Annotated in this window: 26 protein-coding genes; 15 read left to right on the top strand and 11 right to left on the bottom strand. The window is 68.0% G+C overall.

Features of this window, described 5'->3' with window-relative positions:
- The first annotated feature begins 133 nt into the window (after positions 1-133).
- The 3 genes from BMX17_RS06430 to BMX17_RS06420 all read left to right on the top strand — a co-directional run bounded on the left by BMX17_RS06430 (position 134) and on the right by BMX17_RS06420 (position 2,797).
- A complete protein-coding gene (locus tag BMX17_RS06430) occupies positions 134-379 on the top strand; it encodes a GIY-YIG nuclease family protein (RefSeq protein WP_092658659.1) in 246 nt (81 codons plus the stop codon).
- 75 nt (positions 380-454) lie between these two features.
- A complete protein-coding gene (locus BMX17_RS06425) occupies positions 455-1,828 on the top strand; it encodes a phosphoglucomutase/phosphomannomutase family protein (RefSeq protein ID WP_092658658.1) in 1,374 nt (457 codons plus the stop codon).
- Between the two features lie 96 nt (positions 1,829-1,924).
- Positions 1,925-2,797: a winged helix-turn-helix domain-containing protein gene (locus BMX17_RS06420; RefSeq protein WP_092658657.1), complete on the top strand. Its 873-nt coding sequence runs from the start codon at positions 1,925-1,927 to the stop codon at positions 2,795-2,797.
- Between the two features lies 1 nt (position 2,798).
- Here BMX17_RS06420 and BMX17_RS06415 read toward each other — a convergent pair whose 3' ends face one another.
- Together BMX17_RS06415 and samp2 are read right to left on the bottom strand one after the other, a co-directional pair.
- A complete protein-coding gene (locus BMX17_RS06415; protein ID WP_092658656.1) occupies positions 2,799-3,164 on the bottom strand; it encodes a GNAT family N-acetyltransferase in 366 nt (121 codons plus the stop codon).
- Between the two features lie 60 nt (positions 3,165-3,224).
- Positions 3,225-3,431, bottom strand: a complete 207-nt coding sequence (samp2, locus tag BMX17_RS06410; protein ID WP_092658655.1) for a ubiquitin-like small modifier protein SAMP2 — start codon at positions 3,429-3,431, stop codon at positions 3,225-3,227.
- Between the two features lie 250 nt (positions 3,432-3,681).
- Between samp2 and BMX17_RS06405 the strand changes: the two genes are divergently transcribed.
- Positions 3,682-4,659 carry a replication factor C small subunit gene (locus BMX17_RS06405; RefSeq protein WP_092658654.1) on the top strand — a complete coding sequence of 326 codons (978 nt, stop codon included), beginning with the start codon at positions 3,682-3,684 and terminating at the stop codon, positions 4,657-4,659.
- Here BMX17_RS06405 and BMX17_RS06400 read toward each other — a convergent pair.
- Positions 4,656-5,168, bottom strand: a complete 513-nt coding sequence (locus tag BMX17_RS06400) for a TspO/MBR family protein (protein ID WP_092658653.1) — start codon at positions 5,166-5,168, stop codon at positions 4,656-4,658. The genes BMX17_RS06405 and BMX17_RS06400 overlap by 4 nt on opposite strands.
- 148 nt (positions 5,169-5,316) lie before the next feature.
- Here BMX17_RS06400 and alaS point away from each other — a divergent pair, with 148 nt between their 5' ends.
- Positions 5,317-8,088, top strand: coding sequence for an alanine--tRNA ligase (alaS, locus tag BMX17_RS06395; RefSeq protein WP_092658652.1), 2,772 nt, complete (start codon positions 5,317-5,319; stop codon positions 8,086-8,088).
- A gap of 12 nt (positions 8,089-8,100) precedes the next feature.
- Here alaS and BMX17_RS06390 read toward each other — a convergent pair whose 3' ends face one another.
- The 3 genes from BMX17_RS06390 to BMX17_RS06380 all read right to left on the bottom strand — a co-directional run bounded on the left by BMX17_RS06390 (position 8,101) and on the right by BMX17_RS06380 (position 10,779).
- On the bottom strand, positions 8,101-8,601 hold the full coding sequence (locus BMX17_RS06390; protein WP_211611297.1) for a hypothetical protein: 501 nt from the start codon (positions 8,599-8,601) through the stop codon (positions 8,101-8,103).
- On the bottom strand, positions 8,598-9,542 hold the full coding sequence (locus BMX17_RS06385; RefSeq protein WP_139203435.1) for a hypothetical protein: 945 nt from the start codon (positions 9,540-9,542) through the stop codon (positions 8,598-8,600). Before BMX17_RS06385 ends, BMX17_RS06390 begins: the two co-directional genes overlap by 4 nt.
- 133 nt (positions 9,543-9,675) lie before the next feature.
- The gene (locus BMX17_RS06380; RefSeq protein WP_092658650.1) at positions 9,676-10,779 is read right to left on the bottom strand and encodes a helix-turn-helix transcriptional regulator; all 1,104 of its coding nucleotides are present in this window, start codon (positions 10,777-10,779) and stop codon (positions 9,676-9,678) included.
- A 288-nt stretch (positions 10,780-11,067) separates the two neighbouring features.
- Between BMX17_RS06380 and BMX17_RS25975 the strand changes: the two genes are divergently transcribed.
- From BMX17_RS25975 to BMX17_RS06350, 7 genes are all read left to right on the top strand, one after another.
- Entirely contained in the window at positions 11,068-11,229 is a 162-nt protein-coding gene (locus BMX17_RS25975) for a DUF7331 family protein (RefSeq protein ID WP_170845343.1), read from the top strand.
- A 1-nt stretch (position 11,230) separates the two neighbouring features.
- Positions 11,231-13,621: a hypothetical protein gene (locus BMX17_RS06375; RefSeq protein ID WP_092658649.1), complete on the top strand. Its 2,391-nt coding sequence runs from the start codon at positions 11,231-11,233 to the stop codon at positions 13,619-13,621.
- Between the two features lie 110 nt (positions 13,622-13,731).
- Positions 13,732-15,267, top strand: coding sequence for a glycosyltransferase family 39 protein (locus BMX17_RS06370; protein WP_092658648.1), 1,536 nt, complete (start codon positions 13,732-13,734; stop codon positions 15,265-15,267).
- A 58-nt stretch (positions 15,268-15,325) separates the two neighbouring features.
- Complete coding sequence (locus tag BMX17_RS06365; protein WP_092658647.1) at positions 15,326-16,114, top strand: alpha/beta fold hydrolase; 789 nt, start codon at positions 15,326-15,328, stop codon at positions 16,112-16,114.
- Positions 16,115-16,157: 43 nt separating this feature from the next.
- Complete coding sequence (locus BMX17_RS06360) at positions 16,158-16,337, top strand: hypothetical protein (protein ID WP_092658646.1); 180 nt, start codon at positions 16,158-16,160, stop codon at positions 16,335-16,337.
- An 82-nt stretch (positions 16,338-16,419) separates the two neighbouring features.
- Positions 16,420-17,148, top strand: coding sequence for a type 1 glutamine amidotransferase (locus BMX17_RS06355; protein WP_092658645.1), 729 nt, complete (start codon positions 16,420-16,422; stop codon positions 17,146-17,148).
- 152 nt (positions 17,149-17,300) lie between these two features.
- Complete coding sequence (locus tag BMX17_RS06350; RefSeq protein WP_092658644.1) at positions 17,301-18,464, top strand: acyl-CoA dehydrogenase family protein; 1,164 nt, start codon at positions 17,301-17,303, stop codon at positions 18,462-18,464.
- 59 nt (positions 18,465-18,523) lie between these two features.
- Here the strand turns inward: BMX17_RS06350 and BMX17_RS06345 are convergent, their stop codons facing one another.
- The 3 genes from BMX17_RS06345 to BMX17_RS06340 form a co-directional block, all read right to left on the bottom strand.
- Positions 18,524-18,991, bottom strand: coding sequence for a cupin domain-containing protein (locus BMX17_RS06345; RefSeq protein WP_092658643.1), 468 nt, complete (start codon positions 18,989-18,991; stop codon positions 18,524-18,526).
- Positions 18,992-19,048: 57 nt separating this feature from the next.
- A complete protein-coding gene (locus tag BMX17_RS25970; RefSeq protein ID WP_170845342.1) occupies positions 19,049-19,213 on the bottom strand; it encodes a DUF6757 family protein in 165 nt (54 codons plus the stop codon).
- A gap of 62 nt (positions 19,214-19,275) precedes the next feature.
- On the bottom strand, positions 19,276-20,049 hold the full coding sequence (locus tag BMX17_RS06340; protein ID WP_092658642.1) for a PHP domain-containing protein: 774 nt from the start codon (positions 20,047-20,049) through the stop codon (positions 19,276-19,278).
- A 107-nt stretch (positions 20,050-20,156) separates the two neighbouring features.
- On the opposite strand from BMX17_RS06340, the gene BMX17_RS06335 reads away from it, so the two are divergent.
- The 3 genes from BMX17_RS06335 to BMX17_RS25965 all read left to right on the top strand — a co-directional run bounded on the left by BMX17_RS06335 (position 20,157) and on the right by BMX17_RS25965 (position 22,851).
- Positions 20,157-20,444, top strand: coding sequence for a DUF5789 family protein (locus BMX17_RS06335; RefSeq protein WP_092658641.1), 288 nt, complete (start codon positions 20,157-20,159; stop codon positions 20,442-20,444).
- A gap of 126 nt (positions 20,445-20,570) precedes the next feature.
- Positions 20,571-22,580 carry a beta-propeller domain-containing protein gene (locus tag BMX17_RS06330; RefSeq protein ID WP_092658640.1) on the top strand — a complete coding sequence of 670 codons (2,010 nt, stop codon included), beginning with the start codon at positions 20,571-20,573 and terminating at the stop codon, positions 22,578-22,580.
- A 97-nt stretch (positions 22,581-22,677) separates the two neighbouring features.
- The gene (locus tag BMX17_RS25965) at positions 22,678-22,851 is read left to right on the top strand and encodes a DUF5786 family protein (protein ID WP_170845341.1); all 174 of its coding nucleotides are present in this window, start codon (positions 22,678-22,680) and stop codon (positions 22,849-22,851) included.
- Here BMX17_RS25965 and BMX17_RS06325 read toward each other — a convergent pair.
- Positions 22,829-23,548: a DUF7530 family protein gene (locus tag BMX17_RS06325; RefSeq protein WP_092658639.1), complete on the bottom strand. Its 720-nt coding sequence runs from the start codon at positions 23,546-23,548 to the stop codon at positions 22,829-22,831. The genes BMX17_RS25965 and BMX17_RS06325 overlap by 23 nt on opposite strands.
- Complete coding sequence (locus BMX17_RS06320) at positions 23,548-24,477, bottom strand: NAD(P)H-binding protein (protein WP_092658638.1); 930 nt, start codon at positions 24,475-24,477, stop codon at positions 23,548-23,550. The genes BMX17_RS06325 and BMX17_RS06320 overlap by 1 nt, the downstream gene beginning before the upstream one ends.
- Between the last annotated feature and the right edge of the window lies 1 nt (position 24,478).

Here is a 24,478-nt window from a genome sequence, read left to right as displayed (position 1 = left end):
CACTGTGGCCACCCGAATCGTGGTCTAGACACCACGCGAAGCCCATCTCAGCGGCACTGCTCCGGCAGCGGGCCGGGCGACACTGCCCTTTCCCGTCGTAACACTCACCGCCGAGTACGTCCTCCGTCCGGCCGTGCCGGATCACTACGTCTACGTGCTGCGCTGTGCCGACGACACCCTCTATACGGGCTACACGACCGACGTAGAGCGTCGGGTCGCCGAACACGACGCCGGCGAGGGCGCGAAGTACACCCGCGGTCGCACTCCGGTCGAGTTCGTCCACGTCGAGGCTTTCGACTCGAAATCGGCCGCCATGTCCCGCGAGTACGAGATCAAACAGTACTCCCGGGCCAAGAAGGAGCGACTGATCGCGGAGTGAGCGTCGGTCGGCGTGGAACCCCCACAGGATTGTCAGCAACCGTGACTTTTTGCAGGGCCACGAGCGAGAGCACGTATGGACCAGATTTCGTTCGGGACCGACGGGTGGCGAGCCACCCTGGAGACGTTCACCGACCGGCGCGTCCGGATGGTGGGACAGGGTGTCGCCACGGTATTGCAGGCGGAACACGAGGGTGGGACGATGGCAGTGGGGTACGACGCCCGCGAACACTCGCGTGGCTTCGCGGAGGAACTCGCCCGCGTCCTCTGTGTCAACGGGTTCGACGTCTTGCTCCCCGAGCGGGACTGTCCGACCCCAGTCACAGCCTGGACCGTCCGGGACCGTGACCTCGCCGGCGCGCTCGTCGTGACCGCCTCGCACAACCCGCCGGAGTACAACGGCGTGAAGTTCGTCCCCGCCGACGGGTCGCCGGCCCCCGCGGACGTGACCGACCGCATCGAAGCCAACCTGGCCGAACCCGACCCGCGTCCCGAGAGCGACCACGGGACCGTCGAGGAAGTCGACTTCGTCGGCCCGTACGTCGACCACGCCCTGTCGTTCGTCGACGCCGAACTCGACGGGTTGACCGTGGCCTACGACGCGATGCACGGGAGCGGCCGCGACGTGACCGACCGCCTGCTGGAGGCCGCCGGTGCGGACGTGGTTCGCCTGCGCTGTGAGACCGACCCCGAGTTCGGCGGCGAGTCGCCCGAACCCAGCGCCGAGAAACTCGGCGGGCTGATCGAGCGGGTCGAGAGCGGCGACGCCGACCTCGGGATCGCCAACGACGGTGACGCCGACCGGATCGGCGTCGCCACGCCGGAGCGCGGCGTGCTGGACCCCTCCCTGTTTTTCGCCGCCGTGTACGACTACCTGCTCGAATCCGAATCGGGGTCGGCGGTCCGGACGGTCTCGACCAGCGCCATCGTCGACCGAGTGGCCGAGGCTCACGGCGAGACCGTCGCCGAGACGCCGGTCGGATTCAAACACGTCGCCGAGGCGATGCAAGAGACCGACGCCCTGATGGGCGGCGAAGAGAGCGGCGGCTTCGGGGTCCGGGGCCACCTCCGGAACAAGGACGGCGTCACGCTCGCCCTCCTGACCGCGGCCGCGGCCGTCGAGCGCCCGCTCGACGCGCGCGTCTCCGCACTGGAGGCCGACCACGGTGAAGTCCACCAGGACCGTGTCAGCGTCGACTGTCCCGACGAGCGCAAAGCCGAGGTTATCGCGGATCTGGACGGGGCACTGCCCGAGGAGATCGCCGGCACAGCCGTCGAGCGCGTCAACGACGTGGACGGGTTCAAGATCTTCCTGGCGGACGGGGCCTGGCTGCTGGTCCGCCCCAGCGGTACCGAACCCAAACTCCGGGTGTACGCGGAGGCCACCAGCGACGCGCGGGTCGCGGCGCTTCTGTCGGCCGGCCGTGACCTCGTCGAACCTCTCGTCTGAGTCAGGTATCGGAACCGGAAATACCGGGATTAAGAGGCCTCTAGAGGCGATTTTCCCCCAAAGAGCTAAGGAAACGACTGGGGAATACTACCCGCTATGGCGGCCCAACCCCGGGCAGCGCAGCACCTCGATCAGCTGTTCGACCTCGCGGAGATCGTGTTCGATCCGAACCAACCGTTCGAACAGCGGCTGGAGGCGGCGCTGGCGACCGAGAGTGACCACCTCGACGTGCCGTGTGGCTTTCTGACGAACATCGACGTCGAGGCCGACAGACAGGAGATCGCACTCACGTGGGGCATGGCGGGGAACCTCCGGGAAGCTGAGACGGCTCCGCTCTCCGAGTCGTACTGTCGGAAGACGATCGCGTCGGACTCGGGGACCCTCACCGTCGCCGACGCCAGGGCGGAAGGGTGGGACGACGATCCAGCCTACCGACGGTTCGAGCTGGAGACGTACGTCGGCTCGACGGTCGAGTTCGCGGGGCAACCACGGGGGACACTCTGTTTCGCCGACGACACCCCTCGCGACGAACCGTTCGGCGAGACGCCCGTCGCGTTCGTCGAGTTGCTCGCGCGGTGGGCGAGCTACGAACTGGCCCACCGAACGGGTCGTGAGCCGGCGGAGCCGCTCGGGGACCGGCTCGCGTCGTTCCGCGAGGGCGTCGAGCCGTCGGTCGTCGACACGGCGTTGGACCTGCTAGCCAACCGGACTCGTCGGGACCTGCTTTCGTACCTCGCAACGGCGGACGGGCCGATCACCGTCGAGGAGGCCGCCGCCCACCTCGCGAACACGGGCGGCGTGCACGGACAGTCGCCCGGACGGCTCGAAATCGCGCTCGTCCACTCACACGTCCCGAAGCTGGCGGACGCGGGCGTCGTCACCTACGACGCGCCGACAGGGGAACTCGACTATCGGCCGGACGACGCCATCGAGCGGGTCCGCAGACGCGTCCGTCCGCTGGAGGACTGACTCACTCGCGGACACCCCGATACCGCTCCGGTTCGTCCGCGGGTTCGATCTCGAACCCGAGCGACGCCCAGAACGGCCGCACCCGCGGGTCGAACTCGGCGACGAGCCGGCCCCGGCGGTCGGCGGCGGCCTCGACCAGCGCCGCCCCGATGCCCTGATCGCGGCGCGCGCGCCGGACCGCGACTGCATCGATCTCCTCGCCGGCCAGCAGACAGGCCCCGAGCACGCGGCCCTCGGTCGCGGCCACCAGCAGGTCACCCCGGTCGATGGCTTCCCTGACGGCGTCGACGTCGGTCGCCAGCATGGCTCCGTCGAAGACCGTCATCACGGCCGGGAGGTCCTCGACCGTCGCCTCGCGTATCTCCATCGGGTCGATCTTTCCGCCCGCGAGTAAAGAGCGCGTGGGAGCGGGCGCGCCTCGCCGGTGCTACCCGCCCTTGATCAGTCGCAGGATACGGACGTGGTCGGCGTCGACCGCCCGATCCTCGGGAACCGGCTGGTCGTCGACCAGCACGGACACCTCGTGGGGGCTGTAGTCGACGGCCCGCACCAGGTCCGCGTAGGTCGGATCGGACCCGAGTGTCTCGGGGTCGATCTCGCGGGTCTCCTCGCCGACGACTTCGACCGTGACCATGTGCGAACGAGCGGGCGACCGGATTTGAGCGTGTCGCTCACCGCCGGGTCCGTCGGTTCCGGAGGGCACTGGCCAGCACCCAGACCGACAGCCCGAACCCGATGGCGGTGACGAGGCGGAAATCCGTTTCGCGGTCCATACCGGCGGGCGGGCCCGGAGGGCAGTAGTTACTGAGGGCCTACCCGGGGTGGGACGGTCCGAGCAGACCGGTCCCGGGCAGTTTATGACGAGCCCACTCGTTGCCCGGACTATGAGCGAGGCCGACACCGAGTCGCGGGCCGGGCGGGACGAGATCTGGATCGAGAAGTACCGCCCGCAGACGCTCGACGAGATCGTCGGACAGGAGACCATCGTCGAACGCCTCGAAAGTTACGTCAGCAGGGACGACCTGCCCCACCTCATGTTCTCGGGAGAGGCCGGAATCGGGAAGAGCACCGCGGCACTCGCCATCGCCCGGGATCTGTACGGGGAGAACTGGCAGGAACACTTCCTCGAACTCAACGCCTCCGACCAGCGCGGGATCGACGTGGTCCGGGAACGGATCAAGAGCTTCGCCCGGTCCTCCTTCGGCGGGGCGAATTACCGCATTATATTCCTTGATGAGGCAGACTCCCTCACGGCAGATGCGCAATCAGCACTCCGCCGGACGATGGAGGAGTTCTCGAACAACGTCCGCTTCATCCTCTCGTGTAACTACTCCAGCCAGATCATCGACCCGATCCAGTCCCGCTGTGCCGTCTTCCGGTTCAACCCGCTCTCGGACGAGGCCGTCGCGGAGCAGATCCGGATCATCGCCGAGGAGGAGGACATCGAGGTGACCGACGACGGGGTCGAGGCGCTGATCTACGCCGCCGACGGGGATATGCGCCGGGCGATCAACGGCCTCCAGGCCGCCGCGGTCACCGGCGACGTGGTCGACGAGGAGGGCGTCTACGCCATCACTTCGACCGCACGCCCGGAGGAGATCCACGAGATGGTCACGCAGGCGCTGGACGGCGACTTCCTCGCCGCCCGGTCGACGCTCGACGACCTGCTCACAAACGAGGGGATCGCCGGCGGTGACGTGATCGATCAACTGCACCGTTCGGTCTGGGAGTTCGATCTGGACGACGAGGCCGCCGTCACCCTGCTTGACCGCATCGGCGAGGCCGACTACCGGATCACCGAGGGCGCCAACGAGCGCATCCAGCTGGAGGCGCTACTGGCCTCGCTCGCGCTGGACGACTAGTTGAGCCGCCAGAGTTCGTAGTTCAACACTGCCGCGAAACTCACCCACAGCAGATAGGGAACCAGCAACAGCGCCGCCCGTCGGTCCACGCGGGCGAAGGCCCGGATCGTCGCGACGATGGCGAGCCACAGCGCGACGATGACGACCAGCCCGAGCAACGGCGAGCGCAGGCCGAAGAAGGCGCCGGACCACGCGACGTTGCACGCGAACTGGATCCCGAAGAGCGCGAGCGCGAGCCTGACCGACCGGTCGTCGAGACCGCCCCGCCAGACGAGCCACGCGGCTGTGCCCATCAGGGCGAACAGGGTGATCCAGACAGGGCCGAACACCCAGCCCGGCGGGTTGAACGCCGGTGTCGTCAGCGTGGGGTACCACGTCGTGACGCCGGACAGGGAGAGGAGGTTGCCGAGGCTGCCGACCAGTTCGGACGCGAGGATCGCGAGGACGAGCGTGGCGATCGGGCGGCGTTCGGGGAGCCGTGACGCCGTGCTGAGTGCGGTGTCGGCCATGCCGATTACAGACCGGCGAGGGGCAAAAAGAACGCGGCGGCCCCCCGTGATCGGGGCGGCGCTGGATCTCGAAACGTCCAGACGGCGGCGAATCTCGCCGGCTGTTCGGAACTGTTTTACCGCCCGGTTGGCCACATTAGAGCAACGAATGAGTGAGCTCGAGGAGGAGTACAAACTCCAGTACTTCGAGGATAAGGGGTTTCACCGGCTGGAGTGTTCGGCCTGTGGGGACCACTTCTGGACGCTCGACGGGAGTCGGGCAACCTGTGGCGAGCCCCCGTGTGCGGAGTACAGTTTCATCGACAATCCGGGGTTCGACGACGAGCTGTCACTGTCGGAGATGCGCGAGACGTTTCTCTCCTTTTTCGAGGACCACGATCACGAGCGGGTCGATCCCTACCCCGTCGCCGCGAACCGCTGGCGTGACGACGTGCTCCTGACGCAGGCGTCGATCTACGACTTCCAGCCCCACGTCACCTCGGGGCAGTCGCCACCGCCGGCCAATCCCCTCGTGGTCTCCCAGCCCTGCATCCGGATGCAGGACATCGACAACGTGGGCAAGACCGGCCGCCACACCATGGCCTTCGAGATGGGCGGTCACCACGCGTTCAACGCCGCCGAGGATTCCGATTACGCCTACGAGGGCGAAGTCTACTGGAAGGACCAGTGTGTCGAGTACTGCGTCGACTTCTTCGAGTCACTGGGTGCGGACATGGGCGAGTTGACGTTCATCGAAGACCCGTGGGTCGGCGGCGGCAACGCCGGCCCGGCCTTCGAGGTCATCTACCGCGGGCTGGAACTCGCCACGCTCGTGTTCATGTGCTTCGAGCAGGACCCCGAGGGCGAGTACGAGCTCAAGGACGGCAACCGCTACTCCCGGATGGATCGGCGGGTCATCGACACCGGCTACGGCATCGAGCGCTGGACCTGGATGAGCCAGGGTACGCCGACCGTCTACGAGGCGATCTACCCCGACATGATCGCCTTCCTGAAGGACAACGCCGGGGTCGAGCTGACGAGCGAAGAGGAGTCCATCGTCCACGACGCCGCGCGCCTCGCCGGGGGGCTGGACATCGACGACGTGGACGACGTGGAGGCCGCACGCGCCGACATCGCCGCAGAGGTCGGCGTCTCGGCCGACGAACTCCGGGACCTGATGGCACCCCTCGAAGATATCTACGCCATCTCCGATCACGCCCGAACCCTGGCGTATATGCTGGGCGACGGCATCGTGCCCTCCAACGTCGGGACCGGCTATCTCGCGCGGATGGTCCTCCGACGGACCAAGCGCCTCTGTGACAACGTCGGCGTGGACGCGCCGCTGGACGAGCTCGTCGATATGCAGGCCGAACGGCTCGACTACCGCAACCGCGACACGATCCGCGACATCGTCCGCACCGAGGTCGAGAAGTACCGCGAGACGCTCGACCGGGGCGGCCGGAAGGTCCGCCAGCTGGCCGAGGAGTACGCCGCCTCGGGCGAGCCGATCCCGACCGAGGAACTGATCGAGCTGTACGACAGCCACGGCATCCAGCCGGACATGGTCGAGGAGATCGCCGCCGAGCGGGGCGTCGACGTCGCGGTCCCGGACGACTTCTACTCGCTGGTCGCGAACCGTCACGACGCCGAGACCGTCGAGGCCGAGAGCGAGGCGTCGACCCACGGCGAGCGCCTGGCCGACCTGCCCGAGACCGACCGCCTCTACTACGAGGACCAGGAGCGCATGGAGTTCGAGGCGATGGTGCTCGACGTGTTCGAGCGCGAGGACGACGGCTACGACGTGGTGCTGGATCAGACGATGTTCTACCCCGAAGGTGGGGGCCAGCCCGCCGACCACGGGACGATCACGACCGACGACGTGACCGCCGAGGTCGAGGACGTACAGATCGTCGACGGCGTCGTCCTCCACCGGGTCGACGAGGACCCGGGCAAAGGTGAGTTCGTCCGCGGGGGGATCGACGCCGACCGGCGACGGCGGCTCATGCGCCACCATACGGCGACCCACATCGTCGGCCACGCCGCCCGAAAAGTGCTGGGCGATCACATCCGACAGGCCGGGGCGCAGAAACACACCGACAGCGCCCGGCTGGACGTGCGCCACTACGAGCCGATCACGCGCGAGCAGGTCAAGGAGATCGAACGCCTCGCCAACGAGGTCGTGATGGACAACACGTCGGTCAGTCAGGAGTGGCCCGACCGCCACGAGGCCGAAGCCGAACACGGCTTCGACCTCTACCAGGGCGGGATTCCGGCCGGCGAGCAGATCCGGCTGATCCACGTCGACGAGGACGTCCAGGCCTGCGGTGGGACACACGTCGCCCGCACCGGCGACGTGGGTGCGATCAAGCTCCTCAACACCGAACGCATCCAGGACGGCGTGGAACGACTCACGTTCGCCGCCGGTGACGCCGCTGTCGAGGCGACCCAGGCGACCGAGGACGCCCTCTACGACGCCGCGGACACCCTCGACGTGAGTCCACAGGACGTGCCCGAGACCGCCGAACGGTTCTTCACGGAGTGGAAAGAGCGGGGCAAGACCATCGAACAGCTCAAAGAGGAACTGGCGGAAGTCCGGGCGGCCGGCGACGACGGCGAGGAAGTCGACGTGGGCGGGACGCCCGCGGTGATCCAGCGGCTCGACGCCGACATGGACGAACTCCGGGCGACCGCGAACGCCCTCGTCGAGGAGGGGAAGATCGCCGTCATCGGGAGCGGGCAAGACGGTGCGCAGTTCGTCGTGGCGGTGCCCGACGACGCCGGGATCGACGCCGGCGAGGTCGTCGGCGAACTCGCGAGCAAAGTCGGCGGTGGCGGCGGCGGCCCGCCGGACTTCGCCCAGGGCGGCGGCCCCGACGGCGACGCGCTGGACGACGCGCTGGACGACGCCCCGGACGTACTCGAACAGGTCCTGAGCGCCTGAGCGAGAGGCCGACTAGTCTGTTTCCGTGTCGTGCTCGGTGTCGCCAGCGGCGGCCCCGTCTCCCCCACCGGTGTCACGTGCCGGCGGCTGGACTCGCTCGAATCGGTCGGGGTCGAGCGCGAGCAGGTCGGTCGCGTCGAGGTTGACCCCGGCCCACGCGCGGCCGGCGGCGAGGACGAGCGCGAACGAGACGGGCCAGACAGTGACGTGGGCCTCGTTGAACAGCAGGGTAGCGAGGCCGACGAGGGCGGCGAATGCGGCCGCGAGTCGCGGAGCGCGGTCCAGCCGCCACAGGAGAACAGCCGGGAGTGTGGCCACCCCCGCGAGGACCGCGACGGCGAGGAGGACCGCGGCGACGAGTGCCCCGATCCGGTCGCCGTCGGCGTATCCCACAGCGAACAGCCCGACCGCGAGGACAGTCTGGAAGGCGATTCCAGCGACGGCGATGCGTTCGGCGGCCGGCAGCCTGTCGAGCAGGGCACCCAGCCGGCGGAGGTGTGTCGTGGGTGTCATAGGAGCCAGGTGAGGAGGCCGACGACCAGCCGGGCGGCACCGAGCGCGAGGTCGACGACGGCCCACTTGATCGCGGCGAGGGGGCCGACGCCCCGGACCGTGATCTTCCCGGCCGCGAACGCCTGCCTGAGCGCCGCGTCGGACTGCTCGGCCGTCAGAACGCGTCTGGCCGTCGGTTCGTCGACCGTGACGACCAGCGTCGTGTCCGGGTGTGCCCCGGCCCGGAGGTCCCGGATCCGACCGTCCTCGGTCGTCCGGAACGAGACGACGCCGGTGCCACCGTCGGTCCGGTCGATCCGGAGCGTGACGCGTTCGCCGTCGACGTGTGCCCCGAGGACGCCGAGGTCGTAACTGCCGGCGCTGGCGTTGTACGCCGCGACCGTTGTCGCGAGGCGACGATAGAAGCCCGCGCCGAGGCCGGCGGTCCCGCCGGGGTCGGCGGCGATCACGTCCGCGGCCCGGGACTGCACCGCGTCGATCCGGTCACCGGTGACGGTGGCCTCGCGGCGGACGGCGGCGTTCAGCGATACTGTCGCCGTCCGGACCCGCTGGACGCGTCTGTCTACCGCCCGGGCACGCGCCGCGACCGGTCCGATCCGGGCCGCGTAGGCGTCGGCATCGAGCGTCCCTCGCTCACGGGCGGCGCGCAACGAGTCCGTGCGGGCTTCGAGCGTGGTGAGCCGTGACTCCGCGTCGTCGAGCGCGGCGGCCGCGACGCGGGCTCTCGCCGCCGGCGTCTCGGCGGCGGCCAGTCGGTCCCGGAGGTCGGCGGCGGCGAGGTCGCCGTCGAGTTCGGCACGCTGTGTGTCGATGGCACCGGCGACGGCCGTGCCCGGAGCGGTCGCGTTGTGCTCGGGCGGCGTCGCCGCCAGCGCACTCCCGGCGGTCGCGAGTGCGACGAGGAGTGCCACGACGACGACGGCGCGACTGAGTCGAGTCATTCGTCGGTCCACCTCTCGGGTAGGCACCCGGGAGAGTTGAAAGGCACAGACGTTCCGGCCCAATCAGCGCCGTTTCGGAACCGTTCAATCGCCGGACGTGGACGGGGCGATGGGGAACACGGGACGCGCACGGTCACACCTCGATCTCCCCCGGGAGTGCGAGGACGTTCTCGCGGCCGAGTCGGTAGACCTCGATGCGCTCGGCCTCGTGCATCTCGTTGACCACGTCGCTGGCCTTCGTCCGCGACCAGTCGACGGCCGCGATGAGGTCCTGTTGTTTCATGCGACCTCCCTTGGCCTCCAGCAGTCCCAGGACCCGTTCCTCGTCGGTGAGCAGTTCCTCCGGTGGGTCGTCGGCGCTGTCCTCGGCAGTTCCGCTCCCGCGCGCTCTCGTCTCGTCTCCGCCGGCGTCGGCAGGAGCCGCTGTCGTCCCGCCGGCCGGGCCGTCGTCGGCCGTCGCCGACTCGCCCCACCACCGTCCGTAGCCGTACCAGCCGACGGCGAGGACGAGCGCCAGGGCCACGCCGCCGAGGGCCGGCAGTACCGGGTCGAAACCGCCGACGCCGGTCGCGTCCAGCGCGACCGTCGGGTCTTCGGTCCGGAACTGCACGGGCCCCGTCCAGCGGACGGCGTGGGCCTGACTGGCGTCGGGGTCGGGCGTGACCGACGCTCGCTCGAAGGCGTCGGGCCACTCCATCCAGAGCGACTCGTTCGCACCGAGGCGGAGGCCGCCGATGGCGTCGCCGAGGACGTACCGGTCCGACGCGGGCGTCGCGGCGAAGTTCGTCCAGGTGAAGCGGTAGGTCACGACGCCGAACCGGCCGGAGGGTACCGACCGGTGGGTCCGGACCGACCCGTTCTCGACCGCCATCGACCGCCCCGTCTCTCGCTGGGCCCGGTCGACGGCGCGTCGCATCCGTCCCACGAAGACACCCGGCGGATTCGAGACGTTCGTTCGTGCCCGCGCGAAGGCGCGCCGCGCGGCCCGGTCGGTCAGTTCGTAGCGGAATTCCACCTGCCAACGAGCGTCCCCGTCCCGGTCGAGATCGATCCGCGTCACGACGGCGTCGTAGCCCGACACCGGTGCCAGCGCGCCGACGGAAGACGGATTCGACCCCACGGCCCCGGTCGCGCCCGCGGACGCGGACGCACCGAACGCGACCGCGACCAGAACCGTGACAGCCGCTCCGAGGGCGACCAGGCGAACGACTCGATCCCCGATGGCGCTGTCTGACATTCCTCACCCCGCACGACGCGTGTTCGAATCGGTCGTGTTCGTGAACCGACTTGATAGTGGGGGATCGTTCGAAATGACGCCACGGACCACCGGAGTGGCCGTCGGCAAATCGCCGGCGGATGTTCTGCTATTTAAAACCTTTTACCGTTTACGTCCTTACTTCGAGGTCGGAATACAGAATCGCAATACTGCAGTGGTTCTGATTGGCGCGGAGCGTGGGTGAGCGTCGCTGATTGGCGCTGAGGCTGAGGGGTTTATACGTACATCCCGGCCCGAGAAGGGAGTGTGATGGCTCGAAACCACATCACGAACGGTTCGCATCGAGCGACGACCGGCCCGTCGACCGAGACGGTCGAACTCGCGACGGGTGGCGCGGTCGTCTACGACCGGGAGAACAAGGACGCCTGGATACAGGCCGAGACCACGACCGACCTCACGGAGGTGCGGTGAGATGTGCGTTCGCAGTCGACTCCGGCTGGGGCTCGTCGTCGTGGGTGCAGTGTTGCTCACGCTGAGTCTCGTGCCGACGGCCGCCGCCAGCGGGGCGGGTGGCTCGGGCGGCGCACACGCGTCGACCACTGTGGACACGGACGAGTCCTCTGCGGTGACGGTCACGAAGTCCCTGTCGGCGGCCAACGGGAAGACGACCCTCTCCGGGACGGTCCAGTACCGCGGCGTCGACGGGAATCTCCAGCCGGCCCGGCAGGTGACGGTCAAGATCCGACACGACGTGGTCGGCCCGGTGAATCCGGTGATCGCGAGGACGACCACCGACGATCAGGGTCGCTACTCGGTGCAGATCGACGTGGCGGAGTACGAGGCCGACGTGGATTTCGACAAGAAGCTCTTCCTGCACGTGCAGGCAGTCGCGAAGAACCCGGCGGTGAACGTCGTCAACTTCGGGCAGAACCTGGATACGGCCAACGGCAACACCTGGACGCTCAACCAGGAGGCGACGCTCAAGCGCGGACAGAACTCGGCGACGGTCGACCTGACCGCGACGAAAGAAAAGCCCCGCCGCGCCTTCCAGGTCGCCAACTGGACCCTGGAGGCGTACCGCTTCACCGAGCGTGAGGCCGGCTGGACGCGCAACCGCGTGAAAGCGCGGTACCCGGCGGTCAATCCCAACAACAGCCAGTTCAAGTCCCCCTTCGAGAAGTTCGTCATCGGGAGCAACGGCTGGGACGCGGACAAGCGCCACACGGTCCACCACGAGTACGGGCACGCGGTGATGAGCGGCCTGTTCAAGTACAAGGGCTGGCAGATTCCCAAGCCTGCTAACTGGGGCCCACACTGCGTGTGGAGCGACACCGGGCGCATCACCGCCTGGTACGAGGGCTTCGCGGCGTTCTTCGAGGCCGCAGTCAACGACAGCCCCCGGACGGACGGGATGTGGCTCGAACAGCACCACTACTACAACGAGACCAACGAACACGGTCCGCAGTGTCCCGAGTCCCACGCCAACGACGGCTACGACGGGGCGAAGGTCGAGGGCGCGGTCGCGAACGTCCTCTGGGACCTGTACGACCCGGCGGACGAACCCCACGACAACGTCGACGGTGACCTCGGGACGATCTTCGACGCCGTCAACGAGACGGACAACCAGCAGCGGGCGAAACGGCCGTTCAACAGCGACCGGACGACGGACATCCACGACTTCTTCGTCCAGTACCTGGACAACACCGGCCGCCACGAGGACCTCCGGAAAATCTACTTCGAGTACGGCATCGTCAAGCCCGACCGGTTCGATTCGACCGCCTTCGACGAATCCAACCCGTTCGTCGAGTGTTCGGTCCACTACTACCCCTGTTCGAAGCAGCCGAACCAACACTGGACGACCCTCGACCCAGACGAGAGCGTCGACGTGCTGTACCACGGGGGGGAGGCGGACGACTACGTCGTCCCGCTCTCGAAGGGTGAGCGTGCCACCGTGACCCTCGAGGCCGGCGCGGGGAACACGAACCTCGACTACAAGATCGTGAAGGGCTCGCCCCCGTGGAACGGGAACGACATGAGCCACAAACCCTGGCCGCAGGTCGGCTCACCGACCGACAACGGCGACGTCGTCACCCAGACGTTCACGGCGAACGAGAGCGGCGATTACACCGTGATGGTCAGCGACAGCCCCGGCGGCGGTCGGATCTCGGCCTACACCATCTCGGTCAACCACACGACCGAGTCCGGGGACGGTGGCCCGGGATACCGGGGCCCGGACCTGGACTTCGACGGTCCGTGCGACGAGACCCACGAGTCCTGCGAAATCCCGGACTTCGACGACTTCGGCTCGAATAACAGTTCCAGCGGCCCCCGTCCCGACGGATCTGACGACGACTCGGACGACTCCAGCGACCCAGGGACCGACGAGTCGAACACGACCGGCTCGGACGGCAGTTCCGGCGACGACAGCAGTTCGACGACCGACTCCGGAAGCGGTAGTTCGGGGACCGACGCCGATCCCGGAAGCGACGGCGGGTCCGGCGACGGCGACTCGACCGACGGCACGTCGAGTGCGAGTGCAAACGCGACGACCGACTCCGGGTCGGCTGCCGAGAGCGGCACGGGCGGCAACACCACCGACTCCGGGTCGGCTGCCGAGAGCGGCACGGGCGACGACTCGACCGACTCGGGGACCGCCGCGGACGGCGACACCGACGCTTCGACGGGGAGAGACGGTGGGTCGGCGAACACGACCGCGACTCGGACGGTGACCGACAGCGGGGCCGCGGACGACCCCGGCGAGGACTCCAGTGACAGCGACAGCGGTTTCGGCGTCTCCTGGCTGGCGTTACTCGCCCTGCTCCTGGCGTTGCTCGCGGTGCTGATCGCGGTCCTGCGGCGCTGATCGCCCCCGGTTCACATACCGGTCGACGGCACTTTTTCGACGCTCGTTTCCAGCACCCGAGCGACTTCCACAACAGCTAACACCTCCGCCGTGAATCTCGACCCACGGGTATGGGGGGTTTCACGGACAGACTCCGGTCGGTACCGGTGGCGCTGTACGGTGTCGTCGTCCTGGCGGCCGGGCTCAGACTGTACAGTCTCGGTCGTGAGAGCTACTGGCTCGACGAGATCGCGTCGCTGAATCTCGTGGCCGGGCGCACGCTGCCGGAGGTACTGATCCAGGTGCCGACCGTCGACCGACATCCGCCGCTGTACTACGCGCTCCTGAAAGGGTGGATCGACCTGTTCGGAACGGGCGAGGTAATCACGCGGCTTCCGGCGGTGGTGTTCGGCGTCGCGGCCGTCGTCGTCATCTACGGCGTCGGTGCGCGTCTCTACGACCGACAGGTGGGCCTGCTGAGCGCGACGCTCCTCGCCGTGGCGCGGTTCCACATCAACCACTCACAGGCCACGCGGATGTACAGCCTGTTCGCCCTCCTGACGCTCCTGTCGTTCTACCTGCTCGTTCGGGTCGTCGAGCAGCCGACGCGCCGAACCGTCGCCGGGTACGCGCTGGTGACGGTTCTGCTGCTCTACACCCACGCGTTCGCGCTGTTCGTCGTCCTGGCCCAGAACGTCTTCGTGGTCGGCTCCCGATGGCTCGACGACGAGGGACCGGCCGTCCCGTTCCGGACGTGGCTCGCGTCACAGGCCGTCGTCGGGCTGGCCGCGCTCCCGTGGGTCGCGGTGTTACTCGGACAGGCGCTGTCCTCGGGCGGGCCGACGGGACTGAGCTGGATCCCCGAGCCGACGGTCGCGAGTGTCCTCCTGACGTTCGGGGGCTACGTCGATCCCTGGAATCCGATCATCGGCTCGCTGGCGCTGTTGCTCGTCGGGGGGTTCGTCGCCGCGGACTACGCCATCGAGCGGGTCGACGCGGACGGCGACACGGCCGGGGGCGAAGCCGAACGAGCGCCTGCGGCGGACGGGTCGGGACTCGGCACACGAGGGCGGACGGCGTTGCTCGGGTGCTGGATCGGTGTCGTCGTCTTCGTGCCGGTAGTCATCTCCTACGTACTCACGCCGATCTACGTGGCCCGCTACACCATCGGGGCGGCGATGGGGGCGTACGTCCTGCTGGCGGCACTGATCCGACTCGTCGGGAGCGTCGAGATGCGATACATCGTGGGCGGCGTCCTCGTCGTCGCGTTCCTGCTTCCGCTCCCGGTGTACTACACGCAGGACCAGCACGCCCAGTGGGACGAAGTATCCGAAGCCGTCGGGACGAACGCGGCCGCCGGGGACGTGATCCTCATCAGCCAGCCCTCCTACGCGAACCCCTTCGAGCACTACGTTTCGCGCGAGGACGTATCCGTGAAACCGCTCCCGGCGTCGGCGTCGACCACCGAGATCCGGGCCGCAGTTCGTGGCCACGACACCGTGTGGCTCGTCACCACACAGCTCCCGCCGGACGCGGTGCAACGCTACCGTGCCACGCTCGAAGCCAACCGGAGCGACACCGGCGTGACGGAGTTCAGAGGGTTGACGCTGTGGCGGTTCGACCCGGGCAACAGTTCGCGGGCGAACGAGACGGACATCCGGACGTGAGCGGGGACGCGACCGTCATCAGGAGGGTTCAAGCGCGTGGACGGGCAAGCCCGACGTGATGCCGACCGCGACCAACGGCGACGTGGAGTTGTACTACGAGACCGCGGGCACGGGCCCGACGGTCGCGTTCGTCGAACCGGCGGGCTACGGCGCGTGGTGCTGGTCGTGGCTCGTCGACGCGCTCGCCGGCCCCGTCGAGACGCTCGTCTGGGACCACCGGGGGACCGGCCGCTCCGATGCCCCGCCGGGACCCTGCGACGTGGCGACGCTCGCCGCGGACCTGGAAGCCGTCCTCGCCGATCACGGCACCAGGACTGTGCACCTCGTCGGCGCGGGACTGGGTGGGATGGTCGCGCTCCAGCACGCCCGCGACCACGGGCGGGCGGCCACGCTCGCCCTGCTCGGGACGACGGCCGACGGGAGTCGCGTCGACGCCGGAGCCCTGCGAGACCTGCAGGCCCCGCGGGACGACCCCGACGCGCTCCGGAGTTCGCTTCGCGACGCGTTCTCGCCCGGCATCGTCGAGGATCACCCCGAGGCCGTCGACCGGATCGTCGACTGGCGGGCCGAGGACGACGCCGATTCCGCGGGGTGGGAGGCACAGCGGGGTGCGATGACCGACTTCGCGATGCCGGACCTCTACGAGGTGACGACGCCCGCGCTCGTGGTCCACGGGCGACACGACGCCGTGGTCCCGGTCGAGGCGGGCCAGGACCTCGCGGAAGACCTGCCACGGGGAACCTTCGATGGGATCGACGCCGGCCACCTCGTCGCCGCCGAGGAGCCGGCGGTCGTCGCGGACGCGCTGACGGGACAACTGGACGAGCACGCGGACCTCGACCGCTGAGCGAGACCGCACCAGTTATCAGGCAGTAGTGTGTGTTTCGCACATGACTGTTCCACTCCAGATGCTCGGCGGGTACGGCATCGGTCGACTGGTCCTCCTCCTCGTCGTTCCGGTGCTGGTCGTCGCTTTCGGGTCGTACGTCGGTGTTCTGATGGCGCTACAGTCGTTTTTCGGCGCGTCGTCGTGGCAGGAGGCCGTCGACAGCAGCACCGACGAGTCGTGAGTGAGGGTGAGCGCGGGGGCGGGCACGGCAAGACGTGTCGAGACAGACGAGCCTTTCAGTCTGGAGTCGTTGCTAGAGCGTGATGACGCGGCCACGCATCGCCCTGTTGAACGCGGCCCACGACGGTGCAGACACCCGACGGAACTTCCGTCGCGAACTCGACGCGGACCTCGTCGAGTTCCACTGTCCGGAGGGTGAGGTGCCCGAGAGCTTCCGCTACGACGGGTTCGTCGTGACGGGCTCGCGGGCCTCCGTCTACTGGGAGCGGGAGTGGATCGGCCAGTTGAAGGCCTGGGCCGGCGACGCCATCGAGGCCGGCCTCCCCGCGCTGGGCGTGTGTTACGGCCACCAGTTGCTCGCGGATGTCATGGGCGGGCGCGTCGAAGCCATGGACGAGTACGAGATCGGCTACCGAACCGTCGAGCAGGAGGGCGACAACCGACTGCTCGACGGTGTCGACGACGACTTCACCGTCTTCACGACCCACTCCGACCGGGTGGTCGAGGCCCCGCCTGGCGCGACCGTCTTCGCCCGGAACGACTACGGCATCCACGGGTTCCGGAAGGATCGCGTGTTCGCCGTCCAGTTCCACCCCGAGTACGACATGGAGACGGCGGCGTCGGTCACCGAGGGGAAAGACGACCAGTTGAGCCAGGACCGCATCCAGCGGGTACTCGACGGCATTCACGCCGACAACTACGACGCCGCCTGCGAAGCAAAACGTCTGTTCGACAACTTCACCGCCTTCGTCCAGGACGTGCAGAGCGAGCGGACCGGCGGCGACGGGGCGAGGAATGCCGCGGACGACTGACGCGACAGCGACGTTCCGCCGAAACCACGCAATTCTCCCCACAGAACGCCACACAGCACGTTCTCTCTCGACGACCGGGCCGTCGACTCGGCGGTTAACAAACAGCGGTTCGGTTGAGTAGTGTTTTTACCACTGGAAACCTAGGCCGTTGTATGCTCGATTACTACGGTGTGGAAGCGGACCTGTCGGAAGAAGAGCGGATGATCCAGGAGTCGGCGCGGGAGTTCGTCGACGAGAAGGTGCGACCGGACATCGGCGAACACTGGATCGAGGGCACCTTCCCCAAGGACCTGATCCCGGAGATGGGCGAGATGGGCTTTTACGCGCCCAATCTCGAAGGGTACGGCTCACCAAACGTCAGCGAGAAAGCCTACGGCATCCTGATGCAGGAACTGGAAGCGTGTGACTCGGGCCTGCGCTCGATGGCCTCCGTGCAGGGCGCACTCGTCATGTACCCGATCCACGCCTACGGCTCCGAGGAGCAGAAAGAACACTGGCTGCCCAAACTCGGTTCGGGCGAAGCGGTCGGTTGTTTCGGCCTCACAGAGCCGGAACACGGCTCGAACCCCACCGCGATGGAGACTCGTGCGGAAGAAGCCGACGAGGGCTACGTCCTGAACGGCTCGAAGACCTGGATCACGAACTCACCAATCGCCGACGTGGCCGTCGTCTGGGCCCGCGATCAGACCGACCCGGACACGCCCGTCCGCGGGTTCCTCGTCGAGACGGATCGTGACGGCGTCAGTACGAACAAAATCGACGAGAAACTCTCCCTGCGGGCGTCGATCACGGGCGAAATCGGCCTCAACGACGTGTACGTGCCCGAGGAGAACATCCTGCCAGGCGTCGAGGGCATGGGCGGCCCGCTCGGTTGTCTCACGCAGGCGCGCTACGGCATCGCCTGGGGTGCCATCGGGGCGGCGCGTGACGGCTTCGAGACGGCGCGGGACTACGCCACCGACCGCGAGCAGTTCGGCGGCCCGATCGCCCGGTTCCAGCTCCAGCAGGACAAACTCGCCGAGATGGCCACCCAGATCACGCTGGCGCAACTGCTGGCTCATCGGCTGGCGGATCTCAAGGAACGGGGCGATCTGCGCCCCCAGCACGTCTCGATGGCCAAACGCAACAACGTCCGGATGGCCCGTGACCAGTCCCGGATCGCCCGCGAGATGCTCGGCGGCAACGGCATCACCGCCGACTACTCGCCGATGCGTCACATGGCCAACCTCGAAACCGTCTACACCTACGAGGGCACCCACGACATCCACACCCTGATCCTCGGGGAGGATCTGACCGGGTTCGCAGCCTACGAGTGACGCCCTAGGCGGTGCGAGTTCGGTGCGAACGCGGGCAGTGACCAGGTTCGCAGTCTATTCTACTCGAACCGGCCAGTTTCGGCCCCACACTCGGCACAGACCGTCAGAATGGCGTCGCGGTCGTCGGTGAGTTCTAGCTCCTGTTCGGTCTGGCCGTCACAGTCGGCACAGTGGCGGAGCATCTCGGTCTCGCCCATCTCCTGTGGCGCGCCCATGGCGAGCGCGACCACGGGCTCGTCGCCCTCGTTGGTGCCGAGTTGCCACTCGCCGGGAGCGAAGCGGACGCACTCGCCCGCCGTGGCCTCGATCTCGCCGTCTTCCGTGTCGAAGGTCACGGTGCCCTCGGCGATGTAGAACACTTCTTCCTGGTCGCTGTGGCGGTGGTAGCCGAAGCCGAAGCTGTCGCCGGGTTCGAGTTCGTAGTAGTTCAGCGCCATGTCGGTCGCGCCGACGGCGTCGCCGACCTTGCGCTTGGTGTCGGCCGGTCCCATCCGGTCGTCCACGTCGTCGACTGTGGCTCGCTTCATACTCGGGCTTTGCGAGCCGGGATCAAAAGTCTACAGGCGGTCGACTCGGCGGCGGACTTACTCGTGGCCGTCGATGTCGAGTTCCTCTTCGAGGTTCGCGATGGCGTCGCTGTCGGCGAGCGACTCCATCTGTTCGCGGAAGTGCGTCTCACACACGCCCACCTTGACGCCGTCTTTCTCGACCGCGATGTCCGCGTCGCGGTCGCAGTAGTGACACCGCATATCCCAGTCTAGAACGCCCGTGGCTTTGAACCCTGCGAACCCGTCAGCCGACTGTCTGACGGTCAGAGTGTGGCGAGCAATCGCTCGGTCGCCGCCCGGTCCAGTCCGGCTCGGCCCAGCACTTCGTCGTGAGCGTCGCTCCCACCGGTCACGAGCAGGTCGTGGGCCTCGATAGCCCGGTCGACCGGGGTCGGGTCGGCGTCGTGCGCGTAGGGATAGTAGCGCTCGACGGCGTCGAGGTCGCCCGTCAGATCGAGCGCGGCTTCAGGGTCCCCGTACCGGAGCGGATGTGCCAGGCCGACCACGCCACAGGCCTCGGCCAGGACCTCGCGGCCGCGTTCGAAGGTCGGGATGTCGCGGGCGACGTAGCAGGGACAGTCGTCGCCGATCAGGTGGTCGAACGCGTCCTGATAGCCGTAGTCGGCGGGGCTCTCCGCGACGGCACGGGCGATGTGCGGCCGACCCAGCCCTGGCCGCGGTTCCACGTCGAGTGCCACGCCGAGCCGGTTCTCGACACACTCGATGATGGTTCGGCCCCGTTCCGCGCGGTCACGCTGGATTTTCTCGACCAGTTCCGTGAGCGCGGGCGTCCGTTCGACGCCGTAGCCCAGCAGGTCGACCCGCAAATCGCCGGCGTCGACCCGGAGTTCGATCCCGTGGACGAGAGTGATCCCCTCGCGCTCGACGACGGGCGCGTCGAGTGTGGGCTGGATCCGGTCGTGATCGGTCAGCGCCACGACCTCGACACCGGCCGAGCGAGCCGCCGCCGGCACCGCGTCGAGGGTCAGCGTCCCGTCCGAGCGCGTCGTGTGAACGTGTACATCCGCGACGACCATGCCGGCGCTGTGTCCCCCGCCCCCATCGCGCTTCCGGTCGTGGCCCTTAATGTCACTAGAAGACTCGATAGCGAACGTTTATGAACGACCATTAACGACTGAAATGTATGCGACTACTGAGTGGGCTGGACGACCGGATCGGTGCGCAGGCGTACCCGGCGACGACCGAGGAAGTCATCGAGGAGTACGGGGACATCGAACTCGAACTGCCCAACGGCGACGAACAGCTGGGCGACGTGCTGGGGCGACTCGACAGCGAGACCTTCGAGACGGCCGAGGACCTGCGCCTGGCGACGCTGTCGGCCGTCAGCAGCAACGCCATCGGCCGGAAAGGGTACAGCGACCGCGACCCGTCCTGTCTCGGCGAGGACGGCCACGAGCAGGTCTCGTTCTGAGGGGCGAGCGTCGCTGACAGCGGCGTTCGGCGATTCGATCGGTGTCGGTCCGTCGTATAGCCGGAGAGTCAAACGGCCCTTTGAGTCAACGATATAACCTTTATCGCGGCTGTGGGAGTCGCCCGTATGGAACGGACTCGGCTCACGAAGACGGGATTCGCGGTCGTCGTCATCACCGCCGTCGTGGTCGCCGGTGCGCTGGCGCTGGGCGGTGCCACCACGCGCCCGCCGGCGGACGTGGCGAACGACAGCGACGGCGCGCCGAGCGACAACGCGACGGTGACACAGTTCGAGAGCGAAGCGGCGGTCGCGGCGTACGTCCAGCGCGGCCAGCGGCTCGCGGCGGTCGACACGCCGTTTCGGGTGCGGCGCGTCCGGTTCACGGCCCAACCGACCGCCGTCAGCGGAGAGCCGACCCTCGAACAGCCCATGCCAGCACGGACCGACACAGCCGAGAGCGAAAGTGCGTCGGGCGGGGCTGGCAGTGAGAGCGCCCCCGAGCGCGTCTCGAACACGAACGTCCAGGTAGCGGGCCTTCAGGAGCCGGACATCCTGAAGACCGACGGGCGACACGTCTACTACTCGGCACAGCGACAGCGGTTCGAGCCGTGGGGGGAGCCACGCCGACCGGACTACGGCGACGACGAAACCAACGTCCTCTCGGCGACCCCACCCGAGGCACCCGAAGAGATCGGGTCGATCGACGCCAGCGGCCGACTCCTGCAGGTCGAGGACACGCTCGTCGTCATCGAGAACGACGCGGTGCGAGGGTACGACGTGAGTGATCCGGCCGCGCCGACGCAGGTCTGGACCCATCCCCTCGAAGACGAGGTCGTCACCGCGCGCGAACGCGACGGGCGGCTCTACCTGGTCACGCGGTCGTCGGTGTCGGTCGACGACCCCTGTCCGGTGGAACCGCTGGGCGGCGACGCGGCCATCGGTTGTGACGACATCTATCGGCCGACGCGGCAGGTGCCGGTCGACGCAACCTACTCGGCGCTCGCACTCGACGCCGAGAACGGCGCGGTCGGTGACGCGATCAGCTTCGTCGGTACGCAGGACGACACGGCGGTCTACATGTCCAACCGGTCGCTGTACGTGACCTACACCGAACGCAGTGAGCGGGGCGAACGCAGGGTGGACTTCCTGCTCGAACGGCAGGCCGACCGGCTCCCGCCGTGGGCGGTCGACCGACTCGAAGAGATTCAGGGATACAACATCTCCGCGACCTCGAAAGAGCGGGAGGCCAACCGCATCCTCGGGCAGTACCTCGCTACCCTGAACCAGTCGAAACGCGACCGCGTGGCCAGCGAGATCCGGAACGACTACCGGTCGTACCTCGGGGCCAACCAGCGCGACCTGCTCACGACGGGCATCGTCCGGGTCGGCGTCGACGGCACCGACCTCGCCGTCGAGACCGTCGGGACGGTGCCGGGCCGACCGTTGAACCAGTTCTCCCTCTCGGAAGAGGCGGGGACGCTCCGGATCACGACGACGGTGCCGGCCGCGGGGAGTGCCCAGTCGGCCAACGACCTCTACACGCTGGACGCCGAGAGTCTGGATCGGCTCGGTGCCGCGAAAGGCATGGGACTGAACGAGGAGGTGTTCGCCGTCCGCTACGTCGGTGACACCGCCTACGTCGTCACGTTCCGGCGGGTCGACCCCTTCCACGTCGTCGACGTGTCCGATCCCCGGAATCCCGAGGAAGTCGGCAAACTCGAACTCCCGGGCTTTTCCTCGTATCTCCACCCCGTCGACGAGAACCACGTCCTCGGCATCGGCCAGGAGGACGGGCAGGTCAAGGCCGTGCTGTTCGACGTGTCCGACACGTCCGACCCGACCATCGACGACGATCGGCTGTTCGGCGCGGGCTGGTCTGCCATCTCCGAAACCCACCACGCGTTCCTGCTCGACCGCCGCCACGAGGTCTTCTTCCTGCCGACCGGACAGGGCGGGAAGATCGTCGACTACAGCGACGGTGACCTCGCGCTGAAAACGACGGTCGACACCGACGGTGCGGCCACGCGTGCGATGTACGTCGACGACTTCATGTACGTCTTCGGCCGCGACGAACTGGTCGTCGTCGACGAACGCACCTGGAACCGAACCCGGACCGTCGCGCTCGAGGGCTCGTAGCCGGCCCGACGAGCGCGCTATCGGTAAAACATCAACAATCCTATTATTTACCGTTACATTCATAGTCAGCTACCGCCTAGCGTGGGTGTGAGTAACAATGTCGATGGGTGCCTACGACGAGGAAGAGCACGAGCGCCGTGAGCGGAAAAACAGCGAGGTAGACGCTGACTTCGACGACGAGCGGACGAACTACCACGGCGAGGTCGAGTACGACAGCGGCGAGTCCACGGAGGATCTCCTCGACCAGTTCAAGGAGATGAACTCGGAGTAGCTGTTTCTGTCCGGACCCGCAAGAACAGTATCGACGTGCCCGTCACGACAGTGACGGCCAGGACGTGTCCGACGACGGCCGTCCGGAGGACTGGTGCCGAGGCGAGAAACGGAACCAGCACCAGTTGGAGGACGCCAAAGCCCATCGTCTCCAGATCGGCCCGCTGGAGCGCCCGGGCCGTCGCCGGGTCGAACCGGTAGCGGACCGACCGCCACAGTGCCACGACGCTGGCCCACCAGCCCGTCCCGATGCGGTAACACACGTCCCACAGCACCAGCAAGACCAGATAGACCACGAGGATCGGTGGTTCCGGGCCGAACAGCGTGGTCAGCAGCGGCGTCCCCGAGCGCGGGTCGAACACGAACAGGTGCGTGATCAGCGCCACGTACGCCAGCACCGAGAGGACGACCTCGACGCTGGACCCGAACAGCAGGCGGCGGTAGCTCTCTGGCACGGCCTCACCGCGGACGAACCGGCTGATCCGGAGCATCTCGACGCTGCCGGCACTGGCGACGACGACCGCGACGGTGCCCGCGGCCGCCGCCACCCAGAGGTCGTAGATCGCCGCCAGCACGAGGACTGCAACCTCGAAGACGAGAAACTGGATAAAGACGGCCGCTCGCGTCGAGACATCGATGCCCGGCAGTGCCCCCACGATGCTCTCGTAGGTCCAAGTCTCCCCGTATTCGGGTTCCATCACCGCTCCCCCGCGGCGACCGACTTCGGCTCGGGGGTGTCGGCACCGTCGCCGACCGCCCGCCGCACCGCCGTCTCGAACGGCGTCAGCTCGATGGGCAGGTACTCGCGAACGCTGTCGTCTTGCACCACCACCGCGTTCTTCAGTCCCAGAATCAGGGGATGGGCGACGGAGCGCGGCACGTCGGTCACGAGGTTCACCCAGTACGCCGAGAGTTTCGGCGTCAGCACGGGCACCGGGACGATCACCGGCCGCCGGCCGGTGACGATCTCGGCCGTCCGGGCCATCACCTCCTTGTAGCTCATGACTTCCGGGCCGCCGATCTCGACCGTTCGCCCGGCGAGTTCGGGCACGTCGAGGACCCTGACCAGATACGTCACCACGTCGTCGATCGCGATGGGCTGACAGGGCGTGTCGACCCACTGGGGCGTGACCATCACCGGCAGGCGAACCGCCAGCTGCCGGACCATCTCGAAGCTGGCGCTGCCGTCGCCCACGATGATCGCCGCCCGGAGACTCGTCAACGCGAAGTCCGCGTCCGCCAGGATGTGTTCGACCTCCCGCCGTGACTTGAGGTGTTCCGAGAGCCGGTCGCGCTCCTCGCCCAGTCCACCGAGGTAGAGCACTCTCTCGACGCCGGCATCGTCGGCCGCGGCGACGAAGTTCGACGCCGCTCGCCGATCCCGTTCGGCGTAATCCGGCCCCGCCCGCATCGAGTGGACCAGGTAGTACGCCGCCTCGACGCCGTCGAGGGCGTCGTCGAAACTCCCGGGTTCGAGCAGGTCGCCCTCGAAGACCGTCACGTCGTCGGGCCCGTCGTAGCCCGCACGGTCACGGACCAGCACCGACACGTCGTGGTCGGCCGCCAGGAGCGCCGGCACGAGGTGGCCGCCGACGAATCCCGTCGCACCGGTCACCAGTACGCGCATA

The sequence above is a fragment of the Halorientalis persicus genome, from assembly GCF_900110215.1.
GTDB classification, from domain to species: Archaea; Halobacteriota; Halobacteria; order Halobacteriales; family Haloarculaceae; genus Halorientalis; species Halorientalis persica.
Note: the sequence above shows the minus strand (reverse complement) of the source record. Positions and strands in the feature narration are given on the sequence as shown.

Excerpts from the sequence above, each read along its gene's own strand:
- BMX17_RS06425 (WP_092658658.1), top strand. The coding sequence starts at position 455 with ATGGACCAGATTTCGTTCGGGACCGACGGGTGGCGAGCCACCCTGGAG.
- BMX17_RS06420 (WP_092658657.1), top strand. The coding sequence starts at position 1,925 with ATGGCGGCCCAACCCCGGGCAGCGCAGCACCTCGATCAGCTGTTCGAC.
- BMX17_RS06415 (WP_092658656.1), bottom strand. The coding sequence starts at position 3,164 with ATGGAGATACGCGAGGCGACGGTCGAGGACCTCCCGGCCGTGATGACG.
- samp2 (WP_092658655.1), bottom strand. The coding sequence starts at position 3,431 with ATGGTCACGGTCGAAGTCGTCGGCGAGGAGACCCGCGAGATCGACCCC.
- BMX17_RS06405 (WP_092658654.1), top strand. The coding sequence starts at position 3,682 with ATGAGCGAGGCCGACACCGAGTCGCGGGCCGGGCGGGACGAGATCTGG.
- BMX17_RS06400 (WP_092658653.1), bottom strand. The coding sequence starts at position 5,168 with ATGGCCGACACCGCACTCAGCACGGCGTCACGGCTCCCCGAACGCCGC.
- alaS (WP_092658652.1), top strand. The coding sequence starts at position 5,317 with ATGAGTGAGCTCGAGGAGGAGTACAAACTCCAGTACTTCGAGGATAAG.
- BMX17_RS06390 (WP_211611297.1), bottom strand. The coding sequence starts at position 8,601 with ATGACACCCACGACACACCTCCGCCGGCTGGGTGCCCTGCTCGACAGG.
- BMX17_RS06385 (WP_139203435.1), bottom strand. The coding sequence starts at position 9,542 with ATGACTCGACTCAGTCGCGCCGTCGTCGTCGTGGCACTCCTCGTCGCA.
- BMX17_RS06380 (WP_092658650.1), bottom strand. The coding sequence starts at position 10,779 with ATGTCAGACAGCGCCATCGGGGATCGAGTCGTTCGCCTGGTCGCCCTC.
- BMX17_RS25975 (WP_170845343.1), top strand. The coding sequence starts at position 11,068 with ATGGCTCGAAACCACATCACGAACGGTTCGCATCGAGCGACGACCGGC.
- BMX17_RS06375 (WP_092658649.1), top strand. The coding sequence starts at position 11,231 with ATGTGCGTTCGCAGTCGACTCCGGCTGGGGCTCGTCGTCGTGGGTGCA.
- BMX17_RS06370 (WP_092658648.1), top strand. The coding sequence starts at position 13,732 with ATGGGGGGTTTCACGGACAGACTCCGGTCGGTACCGGTGGCGCTGTAC.
- BMX17_RS06365 (WP_092658647.1), top strand. The coding sequence starts at position 15,326 with ATGCCGACCGCGACCAACGGCGACGTGGAGTTGTACTACGAGACCGCG.
- BMX17_RS06360 (WP_092658646.1), top strand. The coding sequence starts at position 16,158 with ATGACTGTTCCACTCCAGATGCTCGGCGGGTACGGCATCGGTCGACTG.
- BMX17_RS06355 (WP_092658645.1), top strand. The coding sequence starts at position 16,420 with ATGACGCGGCCACGCATCGCCCTGTTGAACGCGGCCCACGACGGTGCA.
- BMX17_RS06350 (WP_092658644.1), top strand. The coding sequence starts at position 17,301 with ATGCTCGATTACTACGGTGTGGAAGCGGACCTGTCGGAAGAAGAGCGG.
- BMX17_RS06345 (WP_092658643.1), bottom strand. The coding sequence starts at position 18,991 with ATGAAGCGAGCCACAGTCGACGACGTGGACGACCGGATGGGACCGGCC.
- BMX17_RS25970 (WP_170845342.1), bottom strand. The coding sequence starts at position 19,213 with ATGCGGTGTCACTACTGCGACCGCGACGCGGACATCGCGGTCGAGAAA.
- BMX17_RS06340 (WP_092658642.1), bottom strand. The coding sequence starts at position 20,049 with ATGGTCGTCGCGGATGTACACGTTCACACGACGCGCTCGGACGGGACG.
- BMX17_RS06335 (WP_092658641.1), top strand. The coding sequence starts at position 20,157 with ATGCGACTACTGAGTGGGCTGGACGACCGGATCGGTGCGCAGGCGTAC.
- BMX17_RS06330 (WP_092658640.1), top strand. The coding sequence starts at position 20,571 with ATGGAACGGACTCGGCTCACGAAGACGGGATTCGCGGTCGTCGTCATC.
- BMX17_RS25965 (WP_170845341.1), top strand. The coding sequence starts at position 22,678 with ATGTCGATGGGTGCCTACGACGAGGAAGAGCACGAGCGCCGTGAGCGG.
- BMX17_RS06325 (WP_092658639.1), bottom strand. The coding sequence starts at position 23,548 with ATGGAACCCGAATACGGGGAGACTTGGACCTACGAGAGCATCGTGGGG.
- BMX17_RS06320 (WP_092658638.1), bottom strand. The coding sequence starts at position 24,477 with ATGCGCGTACTGGTGACCGGTGCGACGGGATTCGTCGGCGGCCACCTC.